Below are 23,643 nucleotides of genomic sequence, written 5' to 3'. Positions count from 1 at the left end.
CCACCATAGTACTCATATCTGGCATGAGTGTAGTAGTTAATCTACATAACTCTACACAATCTTTGACATAACAATAAGATAGTCTGTAATGTGGCGTTATTATTTTAAGTATGCTTTTTGAACGTTTTGTGGGAGATAGCAATGATTTACACCAATATTGAAACGGTACCAGGCAAGGAAATCGTCGAGCATTTTGGTATTGTTCAAGGTAGCACCGTAAGAGCTAAGCATGTTGGCCGAGATTTTATGGCTGGCCTTAAAAATCTTGTTGGTGGGGAACTAAAAGGCTATACCGAGTTGCTACAAGATTCTCGTGAAGAAGCGATGACTAGAATGGCCGAGCAAGCGGAGATAATGGGCGCAAATGCCATCGTTAATATACGATTTGCGACCTCATCTGTTGCGCAAGGCGCTGCAGAGCTTTTTGTGTACGGGACCGCAGTTAGAGTGGAGTAAGTACCCTTATGGAACTAATACTGCAGAACCTAAATATTGTCATTTTCCTTGTGTTGATCTGTGTCGGTTACGGTATGGGGTCATATTTTGAAAGGCGTCATTACATCTCGATTGAAAAACGAGAAAAAGAACTCATCCACCTACCTGTTATTACGACAAAATGGGAACCCAAAGATAGCCAATCACAGCATGCGGAACTTGTCACCGGCAGCGTTGTTATTTCTATCGATTACTTCAAGCGCATGCTGGCCATATTGAGAAATATATTTGGCGGTAATGTGGTTTCCTATGAATCACTTGTTGATAGGGCTCGTAGGGAAGCAATATTACGCATGAAAGAAGAGGCGTTGTCTAAAGGGGCAAATAGGGTGATTAACCTTCGCTTAGAAACGTCAGCCATAGGCAATAGTGCCAATCAAAAGCGACAAGTTGGCAGTGTCGAAGTTGTTGCATACGGTACGGCGTTTATTAGGCGTACGTCATAGTGATTGGTGATGATTAAATATACGCCTAAGGTTTTAGTCGATAACCACAATGTAAGTAAAACACATCCATTAGTCGAATTATTTTGGCTAGCTGGTGGCTTACTATTACTGACTGGAGTGATTTTTCTTTCACTCGGTCTTATGACGGATTGGGCGGTTTCTAAAACATCGCCAGAAATAGAAGCGCTATTTGCCGATAGTATCATTGAAAATTTTGATGCTCAGCCTAGTCCAGAATTGAGTCGGCAACTTGATAAAATTGTAGATAACCTCCCCAACGACTCGATTTTAAAGCAGTATGATTTTAAGGTTTATCTCTCAAAAGGGGATGTAGTTAATGCCTTGGCGTTGCCCGGTGGGAATATTGTTGTCTATTCTGGCTTATTGGATGTCATTGAGTCCGAGAATGAATTAGCCATGGTACTCAGTCATGAACTTGGGCACTTTGCTTCTAGAGATCATTTGCGTGGCGTGGGCAGAGGCTTATGCATTGTGGTTATCTCAACGTTTTTATTTGGCGTTGATAGTGAAGCGAGCGAACTTATTTCGAATGCGACAATGAGTTTTCAAGCCCAGTATTCGCAAGATCAAGAAGAAGTCGCCGATCTTTTTGCCCTTGATCTACTGGTGCAGACCTATGGTCATGCGGGTGGCGCGACAGATTTTTTTGAAAGAGTTTCAACACACACTGATCAAGATTATCGTTTTCTTTCTACTCACCCAACCCCTGAGTCAAGAGTCGAAAAACTGAACCTTCGAATTAAGCAACGTAATTACCCAATAGATGACGTTAAACTATATCAATTCGAGTAGTTATGGTTGAGAAAAAGCGAGAACATGAATGGAAACGTTGCAATCAATCTGGCCAACACATACCCCCGGTTAACCAAAAAACACAATCCGCCTCTTTGTCCCGTTTTGGATTATTCCGGTCATTAAGTAGCAGTGAGGCTTTTTGCATAATTATTAATAACCCATCTCATAGAATCAGCATGATCTTATGAATTCCTTTTGTAATTAGATGCCTGCGCGATGATAGCAAGTAGATACCATGCTCCGTGTGGAATCCATTGCTCGCCCCAACGCCAGTTGTGCAGCGTGTCATTTTTTTGATTATCGGGGTTGAATGCAATGCCATTTTCATCTTCAAAGCCTGAGGTTATGCCATTACAAATACCGCCTTCAACGTTAACAAACCCATTTTCAGATGGGTAATCAGGACCATTCTTACCGTGACCATCTAACATACAAATATCAAAAGGGTTTAGCCCCAAAATCCAATCTATACAGCTGTGTCCGTATTGCCTAAGTTTCGGTGCTAAATTGCTCCCTTCCATATAGGGAAGGGCTAAAAATGTAGCAACGCTTAATGACGCTAACCGTGCATTTTCACCTTGCCACCAATAGCCAGTTTCATTGTTGTGTGGAATGAAGAAAGCGTCTTGTTTTTCTCTGTCGATGGCTTTGACATATTGGCGAGGGTAGCCAAACGGGTTAGATACTTTTTGGCTTATAGTAAGTTCAAAGGACATAGAAAGCCCTACTGTTGATTTTATTGGTTTTTTTAGGATTTCTGACGGTTCTATCGACAAGTATTCGCACAATGCTATAACAGGTAAACCAGCTTCGCTTGCGTGGAAATAAGGGCGGGAACCATCTTCATTCGCTGACCAGAAATTTTCAATATTACCGTCAGTGTGTTGCCTTTTGCATAGATGTAGGGCCCAGGTTCTCGCTTCATGGAGATAAAATGGTGTGTCAGTTGCGCGATAAAGCTCTATGCAGGCCAGTAAGGCACAGTACTCATCAATAATGTTTTCTTCGCCGTCGTCTAAATAGTGCGCATTGTTTTCGAGCAGATGTTGATAACCTTTTTCTGCGCTCGTTAGGTAGTCTGACGACTCATACTGTCCATGGATTTCTAATCGCGATGCAGCCGCAAGAGCAGCAATGGCTATTCCTCCTCCTTGACGGAAACCGGCTTGATAATCGCTAGATTTGTGGCCATTTTGGGTAGCGTAAGAACAGATTTCTCTCTGATTTATATCCTTGCTCCATTTATCAAAGACAGTGGTGTAGAAGAATCCTTCTTCCGCCTGCATACGCATAAGGAAGTCAGCGCCATGCAAGGCTTCTTGAGTTAATCGATTGCGGAAGCGTTCACCAAAGATAATACGATTGTTAGATTGCCCATTCCCTAAATTCATTGAGTCCATGATGGATAGCCCTTTGATCATATTCCAGACAACCATTGGCGTTTGTTGTGGGTTCATATAATTGGCATAAGAGAGATGACTAAGATATTTGCTGACATCACCTGATGCATCGAACCAACCACCATGAACATCAACGGTTTTGTCGCTGTTGAGTAAGGGGATATGCTTGTCTTTTTGGTTATAAATACCGTCACAACGCTGTGACGTAAAGTAACTCAGTACATCAGAGAAGGTACGTTGCATTAAAATACCGTTATTCAACTCAAATACTGGTGAGCATGTCGTGTTAACGGTTAGGTAGAACAATCCTGAATGAGCAAAGGAACTAAAATCAACGCTTGAATAGAACCCAGTATGCCAATTTTCTACTTTTCCGTGGTACTCCAAAGGGTATGAAGCCACTGGTTTTTTGGTTTGTGCGCAATGTAAGCAGGCTAACTCAACCTCAAAATAGGGTTCATGATGAGAGATAATCGCCTGTTTGGGGCCATGAACTTCATAACCTACGTGATTGGTTAATATTTGCATATTTTCTCTCCAAGATTTAATGACGATGTTTTACTAAGTACAGGGTGATTGAGCTACTTGTTGAACTGGTGTCAGTTTTTTCTGGTTGATTAACTTCAAAAAGAAAACACAAATCATGCTGATGTATTTTATTCGAGCAATCGATTCTTGAAATATTACTTTGCATAATAATTGAGAGATAAGATTCTTTTTTTATCTATCTTTGAAGAGTATTTTGTTTGGAAAGATGAGGGGGTCATGGATATGACGGCATCAAAAATTTTTTTAAGAGATTTATTAGGGCTACTATTAATACTATCTTATATTTCAGTCGTTCTTGCCATTTTGCTTGACGTACTTGCATTGCTCACACATTTTTCCCATGAAGACGTTATCGCTCATGTTTTTTTCTATGAATCTCTACCCTTGTATATTTGTGTTGTCCCTGTGGTGGCGATAGGTCGATATATTAATCGACCTAATTGGGTCTCAGCGGTTCTGGATTATCAATTAAACATGGCAAAAAAGTCTGGTTAATAATGCGTAATGCCGATCGGTTAGAGCTAAATACTTCGTCATTCCCGTGAAAACGGGAATCTTGGCTGTACTAGATCCCCATTTTCATGGGGATGACGTCGGTTTTCGTCGGGATTACAGGTTTAAATGACCTTAACCGAACGGCATTAGGTTAATAATGCGTGGGTTTATCGCTTTTAAGTTCGCGGGCCAACGATTGTGCTAACCCTTAAATTTGTTACGTTTTAAGGGTGTTTTTATTGCTTTATTGCATGGTATATAGCAAATTTCGAGGTCTTATTTATCGTCGAACAATTAGTGAATGCGCTCTTGATAATTGGAGGGTATTTTAAAAAGCTATTCGCGACGATGTAAAGTTCCGCTCGTTTGCTCATTTGTTTAGGGGCATTAGCTAACAAGGATTCGGTTGCGCTATAGCTCGTATCTAAACCGGAGTGGAAAGGCGGGTTGCTAATAATAAATCGATAATCGTCACTCGTATCAGAATAAACATCTGATGCAAATACCCGACCTGTTAATCCGTTTGCTTTTAATGTCTCGATAGAGGAGGCGATAGCAAAAGCACTTATGTCGCACATTTCTAAGTCAATGTCTGGATTTTTAAGTGCTAAAGTTGCTCCGATAACACCTGCACCACAGCCAAAATCGAGTACTTTTCCTGACAGATTTGGCAACGAATCCAGTAGCAGTTTACTTCCCACATCGAATTGACCATGACTAAATACACCCGGAAGGCTTTTGACTACGAGTTCCTGACCTGAGATATCGAGATTATAGGTTTTGTACCAATCCGTTAGAGTAAATGACTTTGGCTGAGTATCACATTGCCCCCAATAAAATGAGCATCGGCGAGCGGAATCGAATTTTGTGATTTTGCCGTATTTAGTAAACATTTTTTCAATGCTTTTAACACCTGAGCGGTTTTCACCGACCACTACGATTTCCGTTTCAGGCCCTAAGTGTGCAAAAAGCATAGCAAGAAGGTATTCAGCTTCAGCTTTTGCTTTAGGCCAATAGAGTAAAACCATGTTAATTGGTGTGTCTTCTTGAAACTGAATACCAAAGTAGCTGGTAATTGTGCTTTTGCCTTTGAGTTGGCGATGATAGCTATAGTTTGATGTGAATACAGAAACGGATTCGCAATGTTTAGCCAGTTCTACAGGAAACAGATCTTCTGCTTCTCCGGCAATCAGAACGTGTTTCCCTTCAAAGTGGGCAAGTTGACGTTCTGCTATCTGACTAGGTGCGGTATAGGACATGATTTTTTCCGAAAAACTAAAGTGGGCAGATTTTCGCATAATCTGCCCACGGCATGAAGCTATTTTAGTTCGCTCTAGCTTTTGTCTTGGTTCTTGAGAAATCCGTGGAACTCTTCTTCATAGATGTTGAATAGAACAATAGTGACAGCAAAAATAATCGGTCCATATATTAAGCCAATCAAACCAAATAATTGAATCCCGCCTAGAAGTGAGAAGAAAATCATTAAGGTATTCATTCCCGCGCTACCTTGCATCAGCAGTGGACGCAGAACGTTATCAATTGAGCCAACAAGTGCTATCGACCAAACCGCCAAGAATATTGCCCAGTTAGTCTCCCCTATAACGAACAGATAAAGAGTCGCAGGGATCCAGATAAGCGCTGTGCCGACAACCGGTATGAAAGAAGCGAAACCAAACATTGTTCCCCAGAAAAGGCCCGGAAAGCCACAAAGCCACATACCAATTCCGCCAGCAAAGCCTTGAGCGATAGCCGTTAGAAATGAGCCAAGAACGGCAGATTTAGATACTTTTTCGACCTCTTCTAATAGCTTATCTTCTTGGCTACGAGAAAGTGGAAGAATATGGCGCATAGCGAGGATTATCTTATCGTGATCTCTTAGTAGGAAGAACAAGACAAATAACATCAGCATGAAATCCATCAAGAAGTTGGTAGCGTCCCCTAATATCTTTGCACTAATGGCAACAAGGTTACTGCCGAACGTCGTTGCTAGTTGTCCAATCTTTTGTGCAATTTGTTGAGGGTCGATCGTTTCAAATGGCAAGTATTCATTAACAAAATCAAGCGCTTTTACTATCCAAGGTAATTTGAAGAACTCTTGTATACCACCACCTGTTACCCAATGGTAAATCTGTTGGGTGGCAGATGAGCCCTGCTGAACAATAGCCGCAAATACGGCAAGTAACGGAATAACAATGATGAACGTTAGTACGACGCATGATAATAAAGATGCAAGGTTGTTGTGTTTAGGGATCTTTTTCTCGATCCATTCATGTAATGGAAACATTAATAGCGAAATAATAAAAGCCATTACGATAGAGTTCATATAGGGTGCAACGAGTAGGTAGCAAGCATAACCGGCAACTAATAAAGCAGCGATCAGCACCCAATGACTTGAGGATATTCGGAGTTTTTCTGGCACTAGGTGATCCCTTGTATGTCAGAGCAAAGATGGTGATTATAATGGATGTTAACGCTCTGGTTTTCAAATAATTTGTTTCAAATGGTTTATTGTGGAGTACTATCGATAGAATATGCGTCAATAAGTTCGTTTAGCGCTCAACGAATATTCGCTTAAAATGATAATTAAAGCCTAATCAGAGGTAAGTATGGCGTGTTGTGGTGGTAATAAAAAATGTTCTAAATCGAAAATGAAAATTGGCAACATCCCTTGGTTTAGCGGTTTTATTGGTGTGATTTTGATTTTAGTGATAGTTAATTGGCATTAACTAAAAAGGGCAGATTTTAATCAGCCCTTTTTAGTTTCTTTGTGACCACTACTTTTATATTTTGGTCAGCTAATTCGCTTAATGGTATTAGATAATTAAGCGAGTTTAGCAAAGCTACGATCGGCGGCTTCTAAGGTCGCTTCAATCTCTTTTTCACCATGAGCAAGGGAAGTAAAGCTAGCCTCAAATGCTGAAGGCGCAAGGTAAACACCTTCTTCTAGCATTAAGTGGAAGAAGTTTTTAAAGCGTTCAACATCGCATTTGGCAACTTCTTCATAACAGGTTACTTTTTCTTGGTCTGTGAAAAAGAAACCAAACATTCCTCCGACTTGAGAAACAAGCAGTGGGATATTGTGTTTGTCGGCTAGTGCTTTAAATCCATCGGCAAGTTGTTTAGTTTTTGCTGCTAGAGCGGCTTCATTTCCTTCCGCTGTGAGTGTTTTTAAACAAGCTAGGCCAGCAGCCATTGCTATTGGGTTACCTGATAAGGTACCAGCTTGATAAACAGGTCCAGTCGGGGCGATGTGCTGCATAACATCTTTGCGGCCACCAAATGCACCAACTGGCATGCCACCGCCGATGACTTTACCCAGACAAGTTAAGTCCGGTTTAATGTTGTAATATGCCTGAGCACAACCTTGTGCAACCCTAAAGCCCGTCATTACTTCATCAAAAATGAGCAATGCACCTTCTTTGTCGCAGATGTCGCGAAGACCTTCATGAAAGCCTTCTATCGGTGGAATGCAGTTCATGTTGCCTGCGACTGGCTCTACGATGATGCACGCTATTTCACCTTTATTCGCATCAAAAAGCGCTTGAACAGAGTCAAGGTTATTAAATGTTGCGGTTAATGTATATTTTGCGAAATCTGCTGGTACGCCTGGTGAGCTTGGTTGGCCTAAAGTTAGCGCACCTGAGCCAGCTTTAACCAGTAGGCTGTCGGCGTGACCGTGATAACAACCCTCGAATTTGAGTATCTTGTCTCTACCTGTGAATCCTCGAGCCAAGCGTATTGCACTCATCGTGGCTTCTGTGCCGGAGTTCACCATACGGAGCTGTTCCATAGACGGAACTATTTTGGATACTAGCTCGGCCATTTCAACTTCCACTTCGGTAGGAGCACCAAAACTCAGCCCTCTATGGGCAGCTTCGATAACCGCATCGCGAATGACAGGATGGTTGTGACCTAGAATCATAGGGCCCCAAGAACCAACGTAGTCGATATAAGATTTACCATCTGCATCAATAATCAAAGGGCCATCTGCTTTTTCTATAAATACTGGAGAGCCGCCAACACCGTTGAATGCACGAACGGGAGAGTTCACGCCACCAGGAATGATTTGTTGCGCCTTTTGATAGAGTTTTGCTGATTTGGTCATCAATTTTTCCTTGTTGTTCTGACTTGAAGCAATAGTTTGGCATTGTAGCGAACTTGTACTGGTTAGGTTTAGAAAATTTGCTTAAATAATTAAAATAGTGAGTTGGTGCAAAAATTGAAGAATTCGCTAGGTTTACAGATGACTCATAAGAATACTTGAATGATTTAGTCAGGTACTAGATAATCAGCAGATATTGAAAAAATAAAATATTGACTCATATAAGAGAGATAAGAAAAGACGAGTTGATATGACACGAAAGAGAGAGGTTATCGTGAGCGAATTAAATGTACCATTATCTTTTTCTGATGCGGCAGCAATAAGAGTAAAAACGCTGATCGAAGAAGAAGAGAACCCAGAATTAAAATTGCGTGTGTATATTACTGGTGGAGGCTGTAGTGGCTTTCAGTATGGCTTCACTTTTGATGAAAAAGTGAATGATGGCGATACGACCATTATTAATAGTGGTGTCACACTCGTCGTAGATCCTATGAGCTTACAATATCTGATAGGTGGTGTTGTGGATTATACCGAAGGTCTTGAAGGGTCTCGCTTTTTTGTCAATAACCCTAATGCAACGACAACATGTGGCTGCGGAGCATCTTTCAGCGTCTAGATCTGCTACACAGTTTTCTTTGAATAAAGTGCTATAGTCTCGAATTAAATTATCATTAAAGCCTTATGTTTTAACATCTTACATAAGGCTTTGCTAATTTTGTCTACCTAAGCATAATAAAACAATAGTATATGTAGTCCGTATTTTTTGTTTTGCTTGTGTAACTAAAAGGAACTTTGTTATGGCAATTGGCCGCTTTTTTCTCGACGCCCTTGGCTTATCTCTTTCATACTTCTTATTGGCTTATCTCTTTGGTTAGGTTTAGGGATGTTAAGTGCTGAGGAACAGTCCTCAAAAGGCAACATGGCAGAAGAGCCTGAAGCGTTGTTGGCCAAAGTCGAATTTCAAACGTTTGAAGCAGTGTTGACGGCAAAAAAAATAGACTTGTATGGAAGAACTGCGCCAGATAGGCAAGCTAAATTAGGTGCAGAAGTTGCTGGTCGTGTAGTGACTTTGATGGTGAGAAAGGGCGATGAAGTTAAAAAAGATCAATCTATCGCCCAAATAGATAAGGCCGATTTAGAAATTCAGCTTGAAAGAGCAAGAGCCAATTTGTCGGTTAAAGAGAAAGAATTCAAAGCCTCTAAATCATTAAAGAGCAAAGGATTACAGGGTGAAGTTGCTTATAGTACCGCCCAAGCCAATCTGGTTGAAGCAAGAGCGTTAGTTAAAAAAGCTCAGCTTAACCTTCGTAACACTCAAATTAGAGCCCCATTTGATGGAATCGTAGACGAACTCCTCATTGAGCTCGGTGATTATGTTGGTGTTGGTGATCCTGTCGCTACGGTTATCGATCTAAATGTCTTGGTTATCGAAGCCGATGTCAGCGAACGTCATGTTCAAAACCTGAAAGTAAACCAAAAAGCACAGATCAGATTAATTGGTGGGGAAAAAATTGAGGGTACGCTTAGGTATATTTCTAGGGTTTCTTCTAATGCCACCAATACTTTCCCAATTGAAGTAGAAATACCTAACCCCGACCAGAAAATACCAGCGGGAGTCAGTGCAGAGGTTGAACTGAACCTTGAGATGCAAAAAGCGATTAAGGTATCCCCTGCGATGCTAGCGCTTGATGAAGGTGGTAATTTGGGTGTGAAAACCCTTAAAGATAACGTCGTTCATTTTGTTCCCATTCAACTTGTTAAAGCGGAGCAAGATGGCGTTTGGTTAACGGGCTTGGGTTTCAGCGTTGATATTATAACGATCGGTCAAGGTTTTGTGAGAGATGGTGATTCGGTTATTGCTGTGAAACACGAATCAGAAAACCAATAGGGCGGAGGTAACTATGTTTGCGATTATAGACGCGGCTCTATCCCGTTCTAGAACAATGCTCACGCTACTGATACTGATTTTAGTAGCAGGTGTGATTACCTATATTACGATTCCAAAGGAGTCGAGCCCAGATATCACAATACCGATTATTTACGTCGGTGTGAGCCATGAAGGTATCTCACCGGATGATGCAGAACGATTATTAGTGCGCCCAATAGAACAAGAATTACGTTCTATTGAGGGGGTAAAGGAGATGAGCGCTACGGCCTCTGAAGGCTACGCCTCTGTCACGTTAGAGTTCAACGTCGGAATTGATCTGGATAAAGCGATGGCCGATGTCCGAGATGCGGTTGATCAAGCAAAACCGAAACTACCAGCGGACAGTGATGAACCGACTGTTAACGAAGTGACTTTGGCTTCTTTTCAGCCGGTATTATCGGTTGTTCTATACGGTACCGTACCTGAAAGAACCATTGTACAGATTGCTCGAGTTTTACGTGACAAGCTAGAAAGCTATAAACAGGTTTTAGAAGTCGATATCGCTGGAGATAGAGAAGATATAGTCGAAATTGTTGTCGATCCTTTATTAATGGAAAGTTACAACTTAGACCAAGGTGATATCTACAATCTGATTGCACTGAATAACCGTGTTGTCGCTGCTGGTTTTGTCGATACGGGTTATGGTCGATTTTCAGTAAAAGTCCCATCTGTTTTTGAATCGTTGAAAGATGTTTTGGAAATGCCAGTAAAGATAGATGGCAAACAGGTGATTACTTTTGGTGATATTGCGACGGTCAGACGCTCGTTTAGAGATCCAGAAAGCTTTGCTCGATTGGATGGTGAGTCTGCAGTTGTTTTAGATGTTAAAAAGCGCGCTGGCGAAAATATTATTGAAACGGTTGATTTAGTTAAACAAATAATTGCCGTGGCCCAAGAAACGGAAGATTGGCCAGACAACTTAATGGTTGAATATACATGGGATGAATCTGAAGACGTTAAGCTGATGTTGAGCGATCTGCAAAACAACATCCTTTCTGCCATTATCCTTGTTGTTATTGTGATCATCGCAATTTTGGGTGTCCGTACGGCATTTTTGGTTGGCGTCTCTATCCCAGGTTCTTTCCTTACTGGGCTATTGGCTTTGGCTGTCTTTGGTTTGACCATCAATATTATTGTCCTTTTTGCTCTAATTATGGCAGTAGGAATGCTGGTTGATGGTGCCATCGTTGTCACTGAATTTGCTGATAGGCGAATGCATGAAGGGATGCCTCGACGTGAAGCGTATCGCGATGCGGCTAAACGGATGGCTTGGCCTATTACCGCCTCTACAGCAACAACCTTGGCTGCATTTGCTCCACTTCTATTCTGGCCAGATACTACTGGCGAGTTTATGAAGTATTTGCCAATAACACTGATAGCAACCTTGTCAGCGTCTTTAATTATGGCGTTACTTTTTGTCCCTGTGCTTGGTAGTTTAGTGGGCAAAGAACAATATATTAAACCTGAACTCAGACAAGAATTGGTCGCATTACATAACGGTGATTTTTCTAAAGCGACGGGATTTACCAAGCTTTATTATAAGACGCTCGCTATTGCGGTTAATCACCCTTGGAAGATCTTGTTTAGTGCTATTTTACTCGCAATCGGTATTGGTGTTACATATTCCAAAGCGGGTTTAGGTGCGGAGTTCTTCCCAGAAGTCGATCCTCCATCGTTTACCATGAAAGTTCGATCTTATGGTGATCTCTCTATCAATGAAAAAGATAAGATCATGCGTGATATCGAATCTGAAGTTCTTGGAGGCGAAGAGTTCGAGAGTGTTTATACCAAAACAGGTGGTGACGATTCTATTGGTCAAATTCAGATAACTCCGGTTGATTGGCAATTTAGAAGACCAGTTAAAGATATTATCGAAGAATTACAGCAACGCACGGCTAAATTTGCTGGTGTAGAAATTGAGTTTAAAAAACCAGACGCTGGGCCTCCTAGTGATCACGATTTAGTTATTGAGCTCTCTTCACGTCAATACGATAAGCTAGATGACGCAGCGGTCGTAGTTAGACATTGGGCAGATACATATCCGGCTTTTACGAACCTAAGTGATACCTCTGCGAAACCAGGAATTGACTGGCAAATAGACATTAAACGAGATGATGCAGGACGTTTTGGAGCAGACGCTACATTGGTGGGCAATACCGTTCAGTTTGTAACTAATGGGCTTAAGATTGGCGATTATTTACCTGATGATGCAAATGAAGAAGTCGATATTCTCGTTCGTTTCCCTCAAGAACAGAGAGATATTGGAAGATTCGATCAGCTACGAGTGAAAACCTCTGCAGGCTTAGTTCCAATGACTAATTTCGCAGAAATAAAGCCTCAGCCGAAACAAGATACTATTCAGCGTAAAGACGGCCAACGTATTCTTGAAGTTAAAGCGGATATGAAAGAAGGCTATAACCTCGCGTTAGAACTTCCAAAGATTGAAGCACAGCTAAAAGAGCTTGGTTTGGATGGGATTGAGTTCAAGTTACGTGGTCAAAATGAAGATCAGGAAAAATCGTCGGCATTTTTAATGAATGCGTTCGTTGTCGCTCTTGCCGTTATGGCTTTGATTCTTATTACTCAATTTAATAGTTTCTATCAGGCATTCTTGATCTTAAGTGCGGTACTATTTTCTACGGTAGGTGTTTTTGCAGGGCTACTTATATTCCAAAAACCATTTGGTATCGTGATGTCAGGTATCGGAGTTATTTCATTGGCGGGAATTGTTGTAAACAATAATATTGTTCTTATCGATACCTTCAATCAACTTGTTGATAGAGGATTGGATCGTAAAGATGCAATATTGAGAACCGGTGTACAGCGTTTACGACCAGTCATGCTAACTACTGTCACAACCATACTCGGTTTAATGCCAATGGTACTTGAGATGAACATAGATATCATTAATCAGAAGGTTGAGTTTGGTGCTCCAAGTACGCAATGGTGGTCGCAACTCGCAACGGCTGTTGCTGGTGGTTTGGCTTTTGCCACCGTTTTAACTTTGGTGTTAACACCTTGTTTGTTGATGCTTGGTCGAGGTAGAAAGTCAAAAAATCAGACCTGATTCCGGCATGCAAATAGGATAGGGATGTTGTGCATGATTATCCCCACAAAAGTGGGGATATAATTCCACCAAGATTCCCGTTTTTACGGGAATAAGAAGGTATTTAGTACTCATCGACCAGTATTAGTCGAAATGAGCTTTCTAGTTTATTGAAACGTTTTAGTTTACTTGAACGTTATCTTCACTATCACTTTTTGCTGTATCGACAGAGTCATCCGTATATGGGTGATTAGTAAGGTTGACCTGTAATCGAACCACATTATCGATAAGCTTAACCAAAGGCGCCCATTTTACACTATTCTCTTTTTCAAACAGTGTGTCGAAGTTTTCAGGTGTCCATTCCATAAGGTATTGCGGATTTAGAGAGCGACCTAAAAAACGTACTTCATAATGTAAGTGTGGTCCTGTTGAATTACCTGAGTTACCACAGGTTGCAATAGTCTCGCCTTTGCTAACGAATTGACCACTTTTAACATTAAATTTTTGTAAATGAGCGTATGAGCTCATAAAACCCAATGAATGTCTTACTATGAGGAAGTTGCCAAACCCTTTATTGCTTGGTCTAACTGTTTCAACTACACCATCTGCAGGCGCTAAAATTGGTTCTCCGCGATTGCAGGTTAGATCAATACCTGTATGCGTATGTCGCTTACCCGTAATAGGATTCAACCGGCGACCGTAGGATGACGATATACGGTTATAAGCCATTGGACTGTCATTAGGGATCAAACGGAACATAGTTGCTCTAACGGCTGAATCCACTGCAGCAACGTCCACTCTCTGTTCTAGATCCAATGTGTCTGGTTCAGTCGTTTCATCGCTTAAGCCCAACACCGATTCCACATCATAGATGCGTTTACTTAATGTCACGAGTTGATTGTTCTTCTCTGCGAGTTCTTGATTAAGTAAGTGATTCGTATTTTCGAGTTGGACAATTTGATTGGACTTATCTCGATTAAATTGTTCCGTTTGCGCGATTAAGCGTTCAGATTCATGAATCTTTTCTGCCGATTGGATAGCTGCAAGCTTTGCCGAATCTAGGCTGAGTTTGTGGCTATAAATAGAGGTACCCAATAAGACAGGTGTACCGACTAAGACTGATAACAGGGTAATTGTCGCTTTTTTACCGACAAAAAAGTTTGCTCCCCACCAGAGGTAGGGATAATAATTTTAATTTTATGGGGCATATTTTTTAGGAATGAGCGCCTAAATCAGATAATTGCTCAATCTCTCGATGTAAAAGTTGTTCATCACCTACATTCAGTTCGACTAAACGTTTAAGGTGGCTAATGCTATCAATATCAATGTGCTCAATGCTTACGCGAGTATAGTTCTCGGTTAGTTCAATCACATGAGCTTGAAGAGATATAATAATATCGCTTTCTGGTAAGTGAAAAAATAGATCTATAGGCACAGAAACATCAATTGGCGCAGCGATAGAACTTAATAGTAATCCGTGTAGGGAAAGATCGACTATCGAACAACTGACTTTCAGTGGCCCTTGGTGTATTTCTGCTGGCGCGTTGTAAATTATCCGAGAAAAACGACGACGTTCGTCCATACTCCCTCTCTTACAATAATATTAATAGCTTGGCTAGGTTACCATTTTAATAAGCATAAAGAAAAAAATGCACTTTATCCTGCCTATATCGACTTATGAGTGTTTAAATTAACAAGAAAAAGCCGCTACGATAGCGGCCTTTTTGTTAGCACAATCAAATGAAGCCTACTTGGTCATACGCTTATACTTGATTCGATGAGGCTCAGCCGCCTGAGCACCTAAAGTTTGCTTCAACCACTCTGTGTATTCAGTATAGTTACCTTCATAGAAATTGACCTGACCTTCATCACGATAGTCAAGAATATGCGTAGCGATACGGTCCAAAAACCAGCGGTCATGCGAAATAACCATCGCGCAACCAGGAAACTCTAGCAGTGCTTCTTCTAGTGCTCGCAGTGTTTCAACATCTAAGTCATTGGTTGGTTCATCGAGTAGTAATACGTTGCCACCCGTTTTTAGTAATTTCGCTAAGTGCACACGGTTTCTTTCACCACCGGATAGCTCACCGATAATCTTTTGTTGATCGATGCCTTTGAAATTAAAGCGAGAGCAGTAAGCACGCGCTGGGATTTCAAAGTTGTTTATCTTAATGATATCTGCACCTTCAGAGATCTCTTGGAATACGGTTTTCTTATCGTCCATACTGTCACGGAACTGATCAACGGAAGCCAATTGCACTGTTTCGCCCAACTCAATGCTGCCTGAGTCTGCTTCTTCAGTACCACTTAGGATCTTAAATAATGTTGATTTACCCGCACCGTTAGCACCGATAATGCCAACAATTGCCCCTTTAGGTATGCTAAAGGAAAGGTCATCAATTAAGACTCTGTCACCAAATGATTTAGTGAGATTGTTTACCTCAATAACTTTGTCACCTAAACGCTCACCTGGTGGGATAAACAGTTCATTGGTTTCATTACGTTTTTGGTGATCGGTGTTGTTCAACTCTTCGAAGCGCGCCATACGTGCTTTAGATTTTGCTTGTCGACCTTTTGGATTCTGACGAACCCATTCAAGCTCTTTCTCTATGGTTTTTTGACGCGCTTTTTCTTGTGAGGATTCTTGCTTTAGACGCTCATCTTTCTGTTCTAGCCAAGAGGTATAGTTACCTTCCCAAGGAATACCTTCACCTCGGTCGAGCTCTAAGATCCAACCTGCAGCATTGTCTAAGAAATAACGGTCATGGGTAATAGCTACGACTGTGCCGCTATAGTCGACTAAAAAGCGCTCTAGCCAGCCTACAGATTCTGCATCTAAGTGGTTGGTTGGTTCATCAAGTAGCAACATATCTGGCTTTTCTAATAGAAGACGGCAAATAGCAACACGGCGTCTTTCACCACCAGATAAAACCTCAATTTTAGTGTCCCACTCAGGTAAACGAAGAGCATCAGCAGCACGTTCTAGAGCGTTCTCTAGATTGTGACCATCTTTAGCTTGGATGAGTCCTTCTAGTTCACCTTGTTCTTTAGCAAGAGCGTCGAAATCAGCATCCGGTTCTGCGTAGGCAGCGTAAACGGCATCAAGTCGTTTTAGAGCGCCAGCAACATCTGCAACCGCCTCTTCAACTGCTTCACGTACGGTTTGAGATTCATCAAGTCTTGGTTCTTGAGGAAGGTATCCAACATTTAAACCAGCTTGAGGACGAGCTTCACCATCGATGTCGGTATCAAGCCCAGCCATGATACGTAGTAATGTTGATTTACCAGACCCGTTAAGACCTAAAACACCGATTTTCGCACCTGGAAAAAAGCTAAGAGAGATGTCTTTTAAAATTTGACGTTTAGGTGGTACAACTTTACTCACCCGTGACATGGTATAAACGTATTCAGCCATAGCCGATCGAACCTATTGTTTGAGAAAAATTAGCAAGTATTTTAACTTAATTTGTTACTCCTGAGAATGAAAGATAATTTAACAAATAAAAGCTTGCGTAAAGGAACGATCGTTTTCTAACATGTGAGTTACAGCTTATTAACTTTAGTAAGCAGCAAGGCCTGTATTAGCTTTTCGCTAACAGTATGGTCTTCATTTGATAAGGATATAAAAAACAGATGCATAGGTTTAAAAAGCTTGGCTCTGCTGTGTTGCCAATATTGGCATTTTCTTCTGGAGTGTTTGCCGCTCCTGCGTCTCTTGAACAGCAGCGAGTTATTTACCAAAAAGCGCAAAATTATTTGGATAAAAAACAAGTAGACGAATATTTAGAAATTCGAGATTTAATCTCTGATTACCCATTAACCCCTTATGTCGATTATCGAACGTTTCTTATTGATATTGGAAAGAGAACACCAGAGGAAGTCGATGCTTTTACCGAAAAATATAGATATTTCCCATTTTCAAATAATATTCGGTCACGCTATCTAGACGCACTGATAGCAAAAGAAAAGTGGAATGATTTGTACCAGTATCAAGCGGATGAGCCACGGATGGAGAAGTACCAGTGTAGTTATTACTATGCTCGGTTGAAAAATGGCGAAAAAGAACAGGCTTTCAAAGGTGCAGAGAAGCTTTGGCTAAGCGGAAAAAGTGTATCCGATAATTGCGAAGGGCTTTTCAAAGAATGGCAACAGGCTGGCTATAGAACCGATGACATGGTGCTTAGACGTATGTTGCTTAGTTTTGAGAAAAACAGTAATAACTTAATTAACTATTTAGCAAAAATGCCAACGGATAAACAGAGTATTCAGCAGGCAAAAGAGATCAAACTTCTCGCTAAAAATCCTGAAAATGTCATTGAATTCTCTCAGAAATATCCAGCATCGGACTTTAACCGTAAGAAATCTCAGATTGCACTGAAGAAGCTTGCAAGAAAAGATATTGATTTGGCCCAACGAGCATTACCTATCGTATTTAAAGCTCAAGATTTTTCAGTTGATGCTCAGCAAAATGTTTCCGATTACCTAGCGGTAAGATTGTTTAATACTGAAGAATTAGGTTTAGCCGAGTGGCGAGATAAAGTGCTTACAACCTCTAAGAGCCTGTCTGCATTAGAGCAACGTATTCGCTTAGCCATTCGTCAGGCTGATTGGCAAGGTGTTTCAGATTGGATTGTTCGCTTACCTCAGGATGAGAAAGACTCACTTCGTTGGCAGTTCTGGCTTGGCAGAAGCGAATTAGAGTTAGGCAATAGAAATAAAGGTATCGAGCGGCTACAAGGTCTTTTAGGAAAGCGCAACTTCTACAGTGTAGCAGCGGCGAAGACACTTGATAAGCCGGTTCTATATCAAGTAAGCAATGAAAAACCAGCAACTGAAATTCTAAAACCCTATAGCGCTAGTTTGGTTCGAATTAATGAGCTTATTGAGGTCGAAAAAATTGCTGCTGCAAAAAGCGAGTGGAATTGGCTACTTTGGCAGGTAGGATCGAAAGAGAAAGAGGCTCTGGCTGTCTATGCGGCTAAGAAAAAATGGCATCATTTGTCTGTAAAAGCCACGATTGAAGCAAAAATGTGGGATAACACTGCACTGCGTTTTCCTTTAGCTCATCAATGGTGGTTTAATTTTTACGCAGAGAAACACAATATTGATCCCATCACGTTAATGTCAGTGGCTAGGCAAGAAAGTGCAATGGATGTAGAGGCTCGTTCTCCAGTTGGTGCCCGTGGAATCATGCAAATCATGCCAAAGACCGCAAAATACACCGCTAAGAAGTATAAGATTAAATATAAAGGAACAAGTGAGTTATACGATGTTGGTAAAAATATCGAGATCGGCAGCCACTACCTAAATGGTTTATTAAAGCAGTACGATAATAACCGAATATTTGCTTTTGCTGCATACAATGCAGGACCGCATAGAGTCAAAGTTTGGCGAGAAAGGTCTAACCAACAACTTGATGCTTTCGCATTTATTGAGGCGATTCCATTCAAAGAAACCCGAGGCTATGTGCAGAACATTTTGATGTTTGAGACATACTATCGAAATATCATGAAGGTAGATGGAGAGTTTTTACACTCGAATGAAATTTCGACTAAATATTAATTTAAAACAAAGCAGAACACTTTACAATAGGGGTTCTGTTTTGAAAAATGAGTACTAGTAATGCCTTTAACCCCAGATATCTCAGATTGGCAACACGTGATGAAAATAGTTAAAAATGCAGCAGATAGTGAGCAGCATGAAATGCTATTAACCATGTTGATGACAGCAGATGAGAGGGATGCATTAGTGGCGAGAGTTAATATCTTCAATGAACTATTGAAAGGTGAAATATCTCAACGTCAGATTAGTCAGATGTTAGGGGTTGGAGTGGCCACCATAACTAGGGGTTCAAATGAGTTAAAATCGCATTCAAAAGATGAACGTGAAGCTTTGACTCGATTATTAAAAACTTCTGATAGTTAATACCCTGTTAAGAACAGGGTATTTTATTTTGTTACCAATCAAAGCAACGCTTTGATTTCGTTAATTGCACTAAATCCCAATTAATTACGATTGGTTTCAAGTAGTGGTGTTATTTATATGAGCACTATAAGTTTTTGGGGAAGTGCTCAAAATTTATAAATGGAATCAATGCCAGAATAAGTGCTTGATGATAGACAGAGCTTCGAGTCAATAGATGGTTAGTTAGTAGGCCAATAGCGCCACCTTTTTGCTTGATATTCTCGGTAGAAAACACCTCATCCATTACATGTCCTAGCTCTTTTCCTTCTTTTAGCTTCTCTAATACAATAGGAGGTAGCATCAAGCTTGCTGAGCGAGATTCTCCTCTTTTATCGGCTGATTCAATGACCATCCATGCGAAGGTAAAATCGCCTTCATTACCAGCCTCTAAACCGACATAAAAATCGGCATCTTGTACAGATGCCTTGGCATTTTTAACTCGATTTAGTGCACCGAGTTTTGTTTGTGGGTCAGATATCGGTTGATCGGGTACTTCACTTGCAACGCTCACACCTTCAAACTGAAACACCTGTGTAGGAAATACATCCGAAAAAGCGTCTTTAACAGCGTTAATTTTGGCTGGATTGAGGGAAGCAACAATGACTTTGTTCATTCCATTTCCCTATGTGAGCTGTACTTGTGTGGGTTTTACATTTTCACTTGGATAGCAGCCTAATACCTTGAGGTGTTGGGTTATCTTAATGAGTTCATGAATAGCTTGTTGCATTTCAGAGGATTCGACATGAGCTTCCAAGTCAACATAAAACATCTCTTCCCATGGGTTACCCATGATCGGTCTGTTTTCTAGCTTAGTCATGTTAATACCGTAGCGTTGCAAGACTAGAAGAGTCTCTACCAACGAACCAGCCGCTTGAGATGTCGACATGATGAGTGTTGTTTTCGCAGGTATTTGGCTTGATACTTCAACCGGCTTACGAGCAACTAAAATGAAACGGGTATGGTTCTCAGTTTGGTTTGCAATGTTGTTTTTTACTGGCTGTAAGCCATACAATTTACCGCTAGAAGCGTTCCCAATTGCTGCGACATCGGCTCTATCTATCTCTTTGACTTTTTGCATTGCATCAGCTGTACTGGCGCATGACTCTAAAGTAACGCCTTTTAATCGGCTAAGAAATTCACTGCATTGTTGATGTGGTTGAGGATGCGAATAAAGGGTTTTGATATCTTCGATATGGATATCAGAATTCGCCAATATACAGTGCTCAATAGGTAAAGTGATTTCACCGACAATATACAGTGTTGTATGCTGAAGTAAGTCATATACTTCATTTATTGAACCCGAGCTGGTGTTTTCAATGGGTAACATTCCAAAGTCGGCATGACCTGATTCTACGGTCTTTGTTACTTCCCTAAAGTGATCACAATTTAGCTCAACCAATTCGGTGTTTTTACGGCTGAAATATTCACGACTAGCAAGGTGTGAGTAAGAACCTCTTGAACCTAAAAAAGCAACACGAGCAATCGGCTTACGACTTTGAGTTGGGTTAGCAAGGTTCTGCAAATACGATTGCTGTAATAAGACAGAATCTTCGATAACTGTGTGGAATAGCTTTGTTATGTATTGAGCATCTAAATCGTATTTATTTTTGCCGTTATTAATTAATTTGACCAATAACTGTTGTTCTCGCTTAGCGTCCCTAACTGGTTTAGAGGTCTCGATTTTGCTTTTTGCTACTTCAATGCTTAGTGAGCGTCTTTCTGATAGTAACTGTAGAAGTTGGTCATCGAGATCATTTAAGCGGATTCGAATCTCATCAAGAGAATATTTACTGTCTGTCATGCTAAGTAAGTCCAATTTAGTTATAAAAAAGCCCCCATTTGGGAGGCTTCCTATTCGTTTTTGACTTGTTTTTCCTAAAACGATTTCAGCCTCCAAGATTAGGAGTTAAAAAAGAAGTCAAAAAAGAACAAAGAAATTTTGGTCATAGCTAAATTACTATTTAGTGAGTGTAGTGACACAATAAGCAAGGGACACAAACCCGTCAAGCAAAAAAATAGCGCCCGAAGGCGCTATATAACTGAATTTATTTAGACGGTTTTCTTATATAGCTTCATCTAGCTCAGTTTCCGTTAGATCTTGCTCTTCAGGTTTTTCTGCGTGAGTGGCTCGACGCGCTTCAGGCTTATGACGCAACTTATTAAGTTGGCGCTCTAGTTTTTGTTCGACTTCTGTAACTGCTTTATATAAATCTTCATTGCTTGAAGATGCAACAAGCTTCCCTTTGGGTACCGTAATGCTTGCTTCAAATTTCATTTGCTTATTTGGTTCTTCGCTGATCGCAGTCTGGCAACCAATGATGTCGACTTGCCATTTTTCAAGTTTCTCAAACTTTGACTCTATGTGAGTGCGTATTGCAGAGGTGATTTCTAAGTTTTTGCCGGTAATATTTACTTTCATATAGTGTTGTCCTCTGTAACTTCCCTTATGGGTTGAATTCAGATTACTGTTTTAAGAGGAATATAATGTGACCCAGGTCACTATAGTTACGCTGTATTAGTCAATGTTTATTTAATGTGATCTGTAACAAATCTACTAGAAATATTCGACAAAAAAGCTTGTGCTGAGAGTTGAAAGCTATAGATTGGTAAGAAGTAACGTACTAGAAATAACCCTATTTTTAGGGGCTTTTCACAGTCTTTAATATTTATTGGTTACTTACTAGTCAATATGAAAGTGTGATCTAGATCTTTTGTATTAAACTATTTAATTCTAAAAATGCCGCACTCTTATGGTTGCGGCATTTTTATTTGCAAAGCTAATAATGTTTACTCAGGAGCGACTAGCTTTAGTAGTGCTGCACTTTTTTCTTCTCTTAGTTTTCGCATGTCTTCTAATTGTTTATAAATGACAAAATAACGATTGATGTTTGCAACATAATTGACTGGCTCTCGGCCGATATTCCTACGTGTAATAATCTCTACATTTTTAAACCAGATATTTGGGTCATACCCGTGTTTTACAGCTAGCCTGCGCATTTTACGAATGTTTGCAGGGCCTGCATTGTATGCCGCTAGCGATAGGTAAACTTGATTATCACGAGTAATTTCATCATCAGAAAAGTAGCGGTCGGTAATGAAGCGCATGTACTTTACTCCAGCATGAACATTATTGTCGAGCTGCTTAATATCTTTGATATTTACATTCGGATCGGCTGCTGTAGAGGGGAGCACTTGCATGATACCAACGGCTCCCTTGTGGGACACTAGACTATTATCTAGGCCTGATTCTTGGAATGCTTGAGCTGATACCATTAACCAATCGAAGTCATATTGCTCGGAGTATTTCTCAAATACGTTAGTTAATGACTGCATACGTTTAATTCTATCTGGACTGAGAGCGCGACTTAGCCACTTGGAGTTAAGGATGTATCTATCGTATAGCACATTACCTAAAAGCGTCCCCGCTTTTGCCGTACGTAAAAAACTATTTACTTGTTTTTCAAGTTGAGGGCTATTCTTTCTAAATGCCCAGCTAATTTCCGCACCAGAGCGTAATGGTAGATTTTCATGGATTTTGATGTTGTCCATTACACCAAGCCACAGTTCAACCTTATGACTATCCAAAACGGTTGAGTAGATATAGCCTTGATTAACCATTTCAACGATCTCGTAATCTTGTAATGCTTCGTCAAAAAAGTGAACATTGATTGGTGCAAGGTTACTGAGAATTAAGTATTCGTTGATGCTTTGGATACTTTCAAAATAACTTGAGCTTGGCCTAACCCAGATTTCTTTTCCACTCAGTTGATCAATATCGACTAGTTCTGGCTCACCAGAGTGAGTCACCAAAAACTCCTTAATGTTGCTGATCATCGGAGTACTAAAATCGAGTGTCTGTTCGCGTCGGGTTGTTTTGGTTAGGTTTGCGACAATTACATCACCAAACCCGGCATTTAGTGCAGGGATTAGATCATCTCTCGTCACTGGAATTATTTGTATATGTACTGAGGTGTGTTTTTTCTTTAGTTCTTTTTCAAAATGATGGAGTACTTCAGCAAGCATACCCTTTGGTTTACCGCCCTCAACGTAATAGAAGCCTAAATCTTCCGATACCAGAACGCGGACAATTCCCTTTTTAGTTAACTCATCTAAGTCACCAGTATATGGGTTGGTATTTAATGGAGTAAGTTCAAGCGAAAAACTGAAAAATGGGATAAATAAAAGTGAAATCATCCAACGATAACAATTAGTGATAGTGTTTTTCACCTTCATATTTTTATATTTATTAAAACAACAATCTATTTTCATACAACAATCCGTGTTGATTTTACTATGGGGTTTAATTGATTTTTTATTCTAATAGTATGTCTTGCCTGAGAATATGCTTTTTGTACTGCATCAACTGAGTATAGATTAGATATAAAAAAACCGCTGATATACAA

At 40.5% G+C, this 23,643-nt stretch carries 19 protein-coding genes, 1 pseudogene and 1 other annotated feature; of the genes and pseudogenes, 9 read left to right on the top strand and 11 right to left on the bottom strand.

Features of this window, described 5'->3' with window-relative positions; all coding sequences use genetic code 11:
• Positions 1-141: 141 nt before the first annotated feature.
• The 3 genes from PGX00_RS14645 to PGX00_RS14635 are packed head-to-tail and all read left to right on the top strand — an operon-like array spanning position 142 to position 1,754.
• Positions 142-456 (top strand): YbjQ family protein, encoded by a 315-nt coding sequence (locus PGX00_RS14645; protein WP_272137668.1) that lies wholly within the window; start codon positions 142-144, stop codon positions 454-456.
• 8 nt (positions 457-464) lie between these two features.
• On the top strand, positions 465-941 hold the full coding sequence (locus PGX00_RS14640; RefSeq protein ID WP_272137666.1) for a YbjQ family protein: 477 nt from the start codon (positions 465-467) through the stop codon (positions 939-941).
• A gap of 9 nt (positions 942-950) precedes the next feature.
• A complete protein-coding gene (locus tag PGX00_RS14635) occupies positions 951-1,754 on the top strand; it encodes a M48 family metallopeptidase (RefSeq protein WP_272137664.1) in 804 nt (267 codons plus the stop codon).
• A 185-nt stretch (positions 1,755-1,939) separates the two neighbouring features.
• Here PGX00_RS14635 and PGX00_RS14630 read toward each other — a convergent pair whose 3' ends face one another.
• Positions 1,940-3,685: a glycoside hydrolase family 9 protein gene (locus PGX00_RS14630; protein ID WP_272137662.1), complete on the bottom strand. Its 1,746-nt coding sequence runs from the start codon at positions 3,683-3,685 to the stop codon at positions 1,940-1,942.
• A 243-nt stretch (positions 3,686-3,928) separates the two neighbouring features.
• Here PGX00_RS14630 and PGX00_RS14625 point away from each other — a divergent pair, with 243 nt between their 5' ends.
• Positions 3,929-4,201 carry a D-fructose-6-phosphate amidotransferase gene (locus PGX00_RS14625; protein ID WP_272137659.1) on the top strand — a complete coding sequence of 91 codons (273 nt, stop codon included), beginning with the start codon at positions 3,929-3,931 and terminating at the stop codon, positions 4,199-4,201.
• Between the two features lie 236 nt (positions 4,202-4,437).
• On the opposite strand, the gene rsmC is transcribed toward PGX00_RS14625, so the two are convergent.
• From rsmC to hemL, 3 genes are all read right to left on the bottom strand, one after another.
• Positions 4,438-5,463, bottom strand: a complete 1,026-nt coding sequence (gene rsmC, locus PGX00_RS14620) for a 16S rRNA (guanine(1207)-N(2))-methyltransferase RsmC (RefSeq protein WP_272138089.1) — start codon at positions 5,461-5,463, stop codon at positions 4,438-4,440.
• Positions 5,464-5,534: 71 nt separating this feature from the next.
• Positions 5,535-6,620: an AI-2E family transporter gene (locus PGX00_RS14615; protein WP_272137657.1), complete on the bottom strand. Its 1,086-nt coding sequence runs from the start codon at positions 6,618-6,620 to the stop codon at positions 5,535-5,537.
• A gap of 402 nt (positions 6,621-7,022) precedes the next feature.
• Positions 7,023-8,306: a glutamate-1-semialdehyde 2,1-aminomutase gene (gene hemL, locus PGX00_RS14610; RefSeq protein WP_272137655.1), complete on the bottom strand. Its 1,284-nt coding sequence runs from the start codon at positions 8,304-8,306 to the stop codon at positions 7,023-7,025.
• A 271-nt stretch (positions 8,307-8,577) separates the two neighbouring features.
• Here hemL and erpA point away from each other — a divergent pair, with 271 nt between their 5' ends.
• The 3 genes from erpA (at position 8,578) to PGX00_RS14595 (ending at position 13,297) form a co-directional block, all read left to right on the top strand.
• Positions 8,578-8,919 (top strand): iron-sulfur cluster insertion protein ErpA, encoded by a 342-nt coding sequence (erpA, locus tag PGX00_RS14605; RefSeq protein ID WP_272137653.1) that lies wholly within the window; start codon positions 8,578-8,580, stop codon positions 8,917-8,919.
• A gap of 267 nt (positions 8,920-9,186) precedes the next feature.
• On the top strand, positions 9,187-10,191 hold the full coding sequence (locus PGX00_RS14600; protein WP_322107866.1) for an efflux RND transporter periplasmic adaptor subunit: 1,005 nt from the start codon (positions 9,187-9,189) through the stop codon (positions 10,189-10,191).
• Between the two features lie 13 nt (positions 10,192-10,204).
• A complete protein-coding gene (locus PGX00_RS14595) occupies positions 10,205-13,297 on the top strand; it encodes an efflux RND transporter permease subunit (RefSeq protein WP_272137651.1) in 3,093 nt (1,030 codons plus the stop codon).
• Positions 13,298-13,456: 159 nt separating this feature from the next.
• Here the strand turns inward: PGX00_RS14595 and PGX00_RS14590 are convergent.
• From PGX00_RS14590 to ettA, 3 genes and pseudogenes are all read right to left on the bottom strand, one after another.
• Positions 13,457-14,484, bottom strand: a pseudogene (locus tag PGX00_RS14590) (M23 family metallopeptidase).
• A gap of 5 nt (positions 14,485-14,489) precedes the next feature.
• Positions 14,490-14,858: a PilZ domain-containing protein gene (locus tag PGX00_RS14585; RefSeq protein ID WP_272137647.1), complete on the bottom strand. Its 369-nt coding sequence runs from the start codon at positions 14,856-14,858 to the stop codon at positions 14,490-14,492.
• A gap of 165 nt (positions 14,859-15,023) precedes the next feature.
• Positions 15,024-16,691 carry an energy-dependent translational throttle protein EttA gene (gene ettA / locus PGX00_RS14580; RefSeq protein WP_272137645.1) on the bottom strand — a complete coding sequence of 556 codons (1,668 nt, stop codon included), beginning with the start codon at positions 16,689-16,691 and terminating at the stop codon, positions 15,024-15,026.
• A gap of 218 nt (positions 16,692-16,909) precedes the next feature.
• Here ettA and sltY point away from each other — a divergent pair, with 218 nt between their 5' ends.
• Positions 16,910-18,838: a murein transglycosylase gene (sltY, locus tag PGX00_RS14575; RefSeq protein WP_272137643.1), complete on the top strand. Its 1,929-nt coding sequence runs from the start codon at positions 16,910-16,912 to the stop codon at positions 18,836-18,838.
• A gap of 60 nt (positions 18,839-18,898) precedes the next feature.
• Entirely contained in the window at positions 18,899-19,201 is a 303-nt protein-coding gene (trpR, locus tag PGX00_RS14570; protein WP_272137641.1) for a trp operon repressor, read from the top strand.
• 124 nt (positions 19,202-19,325) lie between these two features.
• Here trpR and yjjX read toward each other — a convergent pair whose 3' ends face one another.
• The 4 genes from yjjX to PGX00_RS14550 form a co-directional block, all read right to left on the bottom strand.
• A complete protein-coding gene (gene yjjX / locus PGX00_RS14565) occupies positions 19,326-19,853 on the bottom strand; it encodes an inosine/xanthosine triphosphatase (protein WP_272137639.1) in 528 nt (175 codons plus the stop codon).
• Between the two features lie 9 nt (positions 19,854-19,862).
• Entirely contained in the window at positions 19,863-21,041 is a 1,179-nt protein-coding gene (pheA, locus tag PGX00_RS14560; protein ID WP_272137637.1) for a prephenate dehydratase, read from the bottom strand.
• Between the two features lie 22 nt (positions 21,042-21,063).
• Positions 21,064-21,185: a sequence feature (Phe leader region), on the bottom strand.
• A gap of 117 nt (positions 21,186-21,302) precedes the next feature.
• The gene (hpf, locus tag PGX00_RS14555) at positions 21,303-21,659 is read right to left on the bottom strand and encodes a ribosome hibernation-promoting factor, HPF/YfiA family (RefSeq protein ID WP_272137636.1); all 357 of its coding nucleotides are present in this window, start codon (positions 21,657-21,659) and stop codon (positions 21,303-21,305) included.
• A 368-nt stretch (positions 21,660-22,027) separates the two neighbouring features.
• A complete protein-coding gene (locus PGX00_RS14550) occupies positions 22,028-23,434 on the bottom strand; it encodes an MltF family protein (protein ID WP_272138084.1) in 1,407 nt (468 codons plus the stop codon).
• Between the last annotated feature and the right edge of the window lie 209 nt (positions 23,435-23,643).

Origin of the sequence: Vibrio algarum (assembly GCF_028204155.1) — a bacterium.
Lineage (GTDB): Bacteria > Pseudomonadota > Gammaproteobacteria > Enterobacterales > Vibrionaceae > Vibrio > Vibrio algarum.
This window is presented reverse-complemented; position numbering and strand designations above follow the sequence as displayed.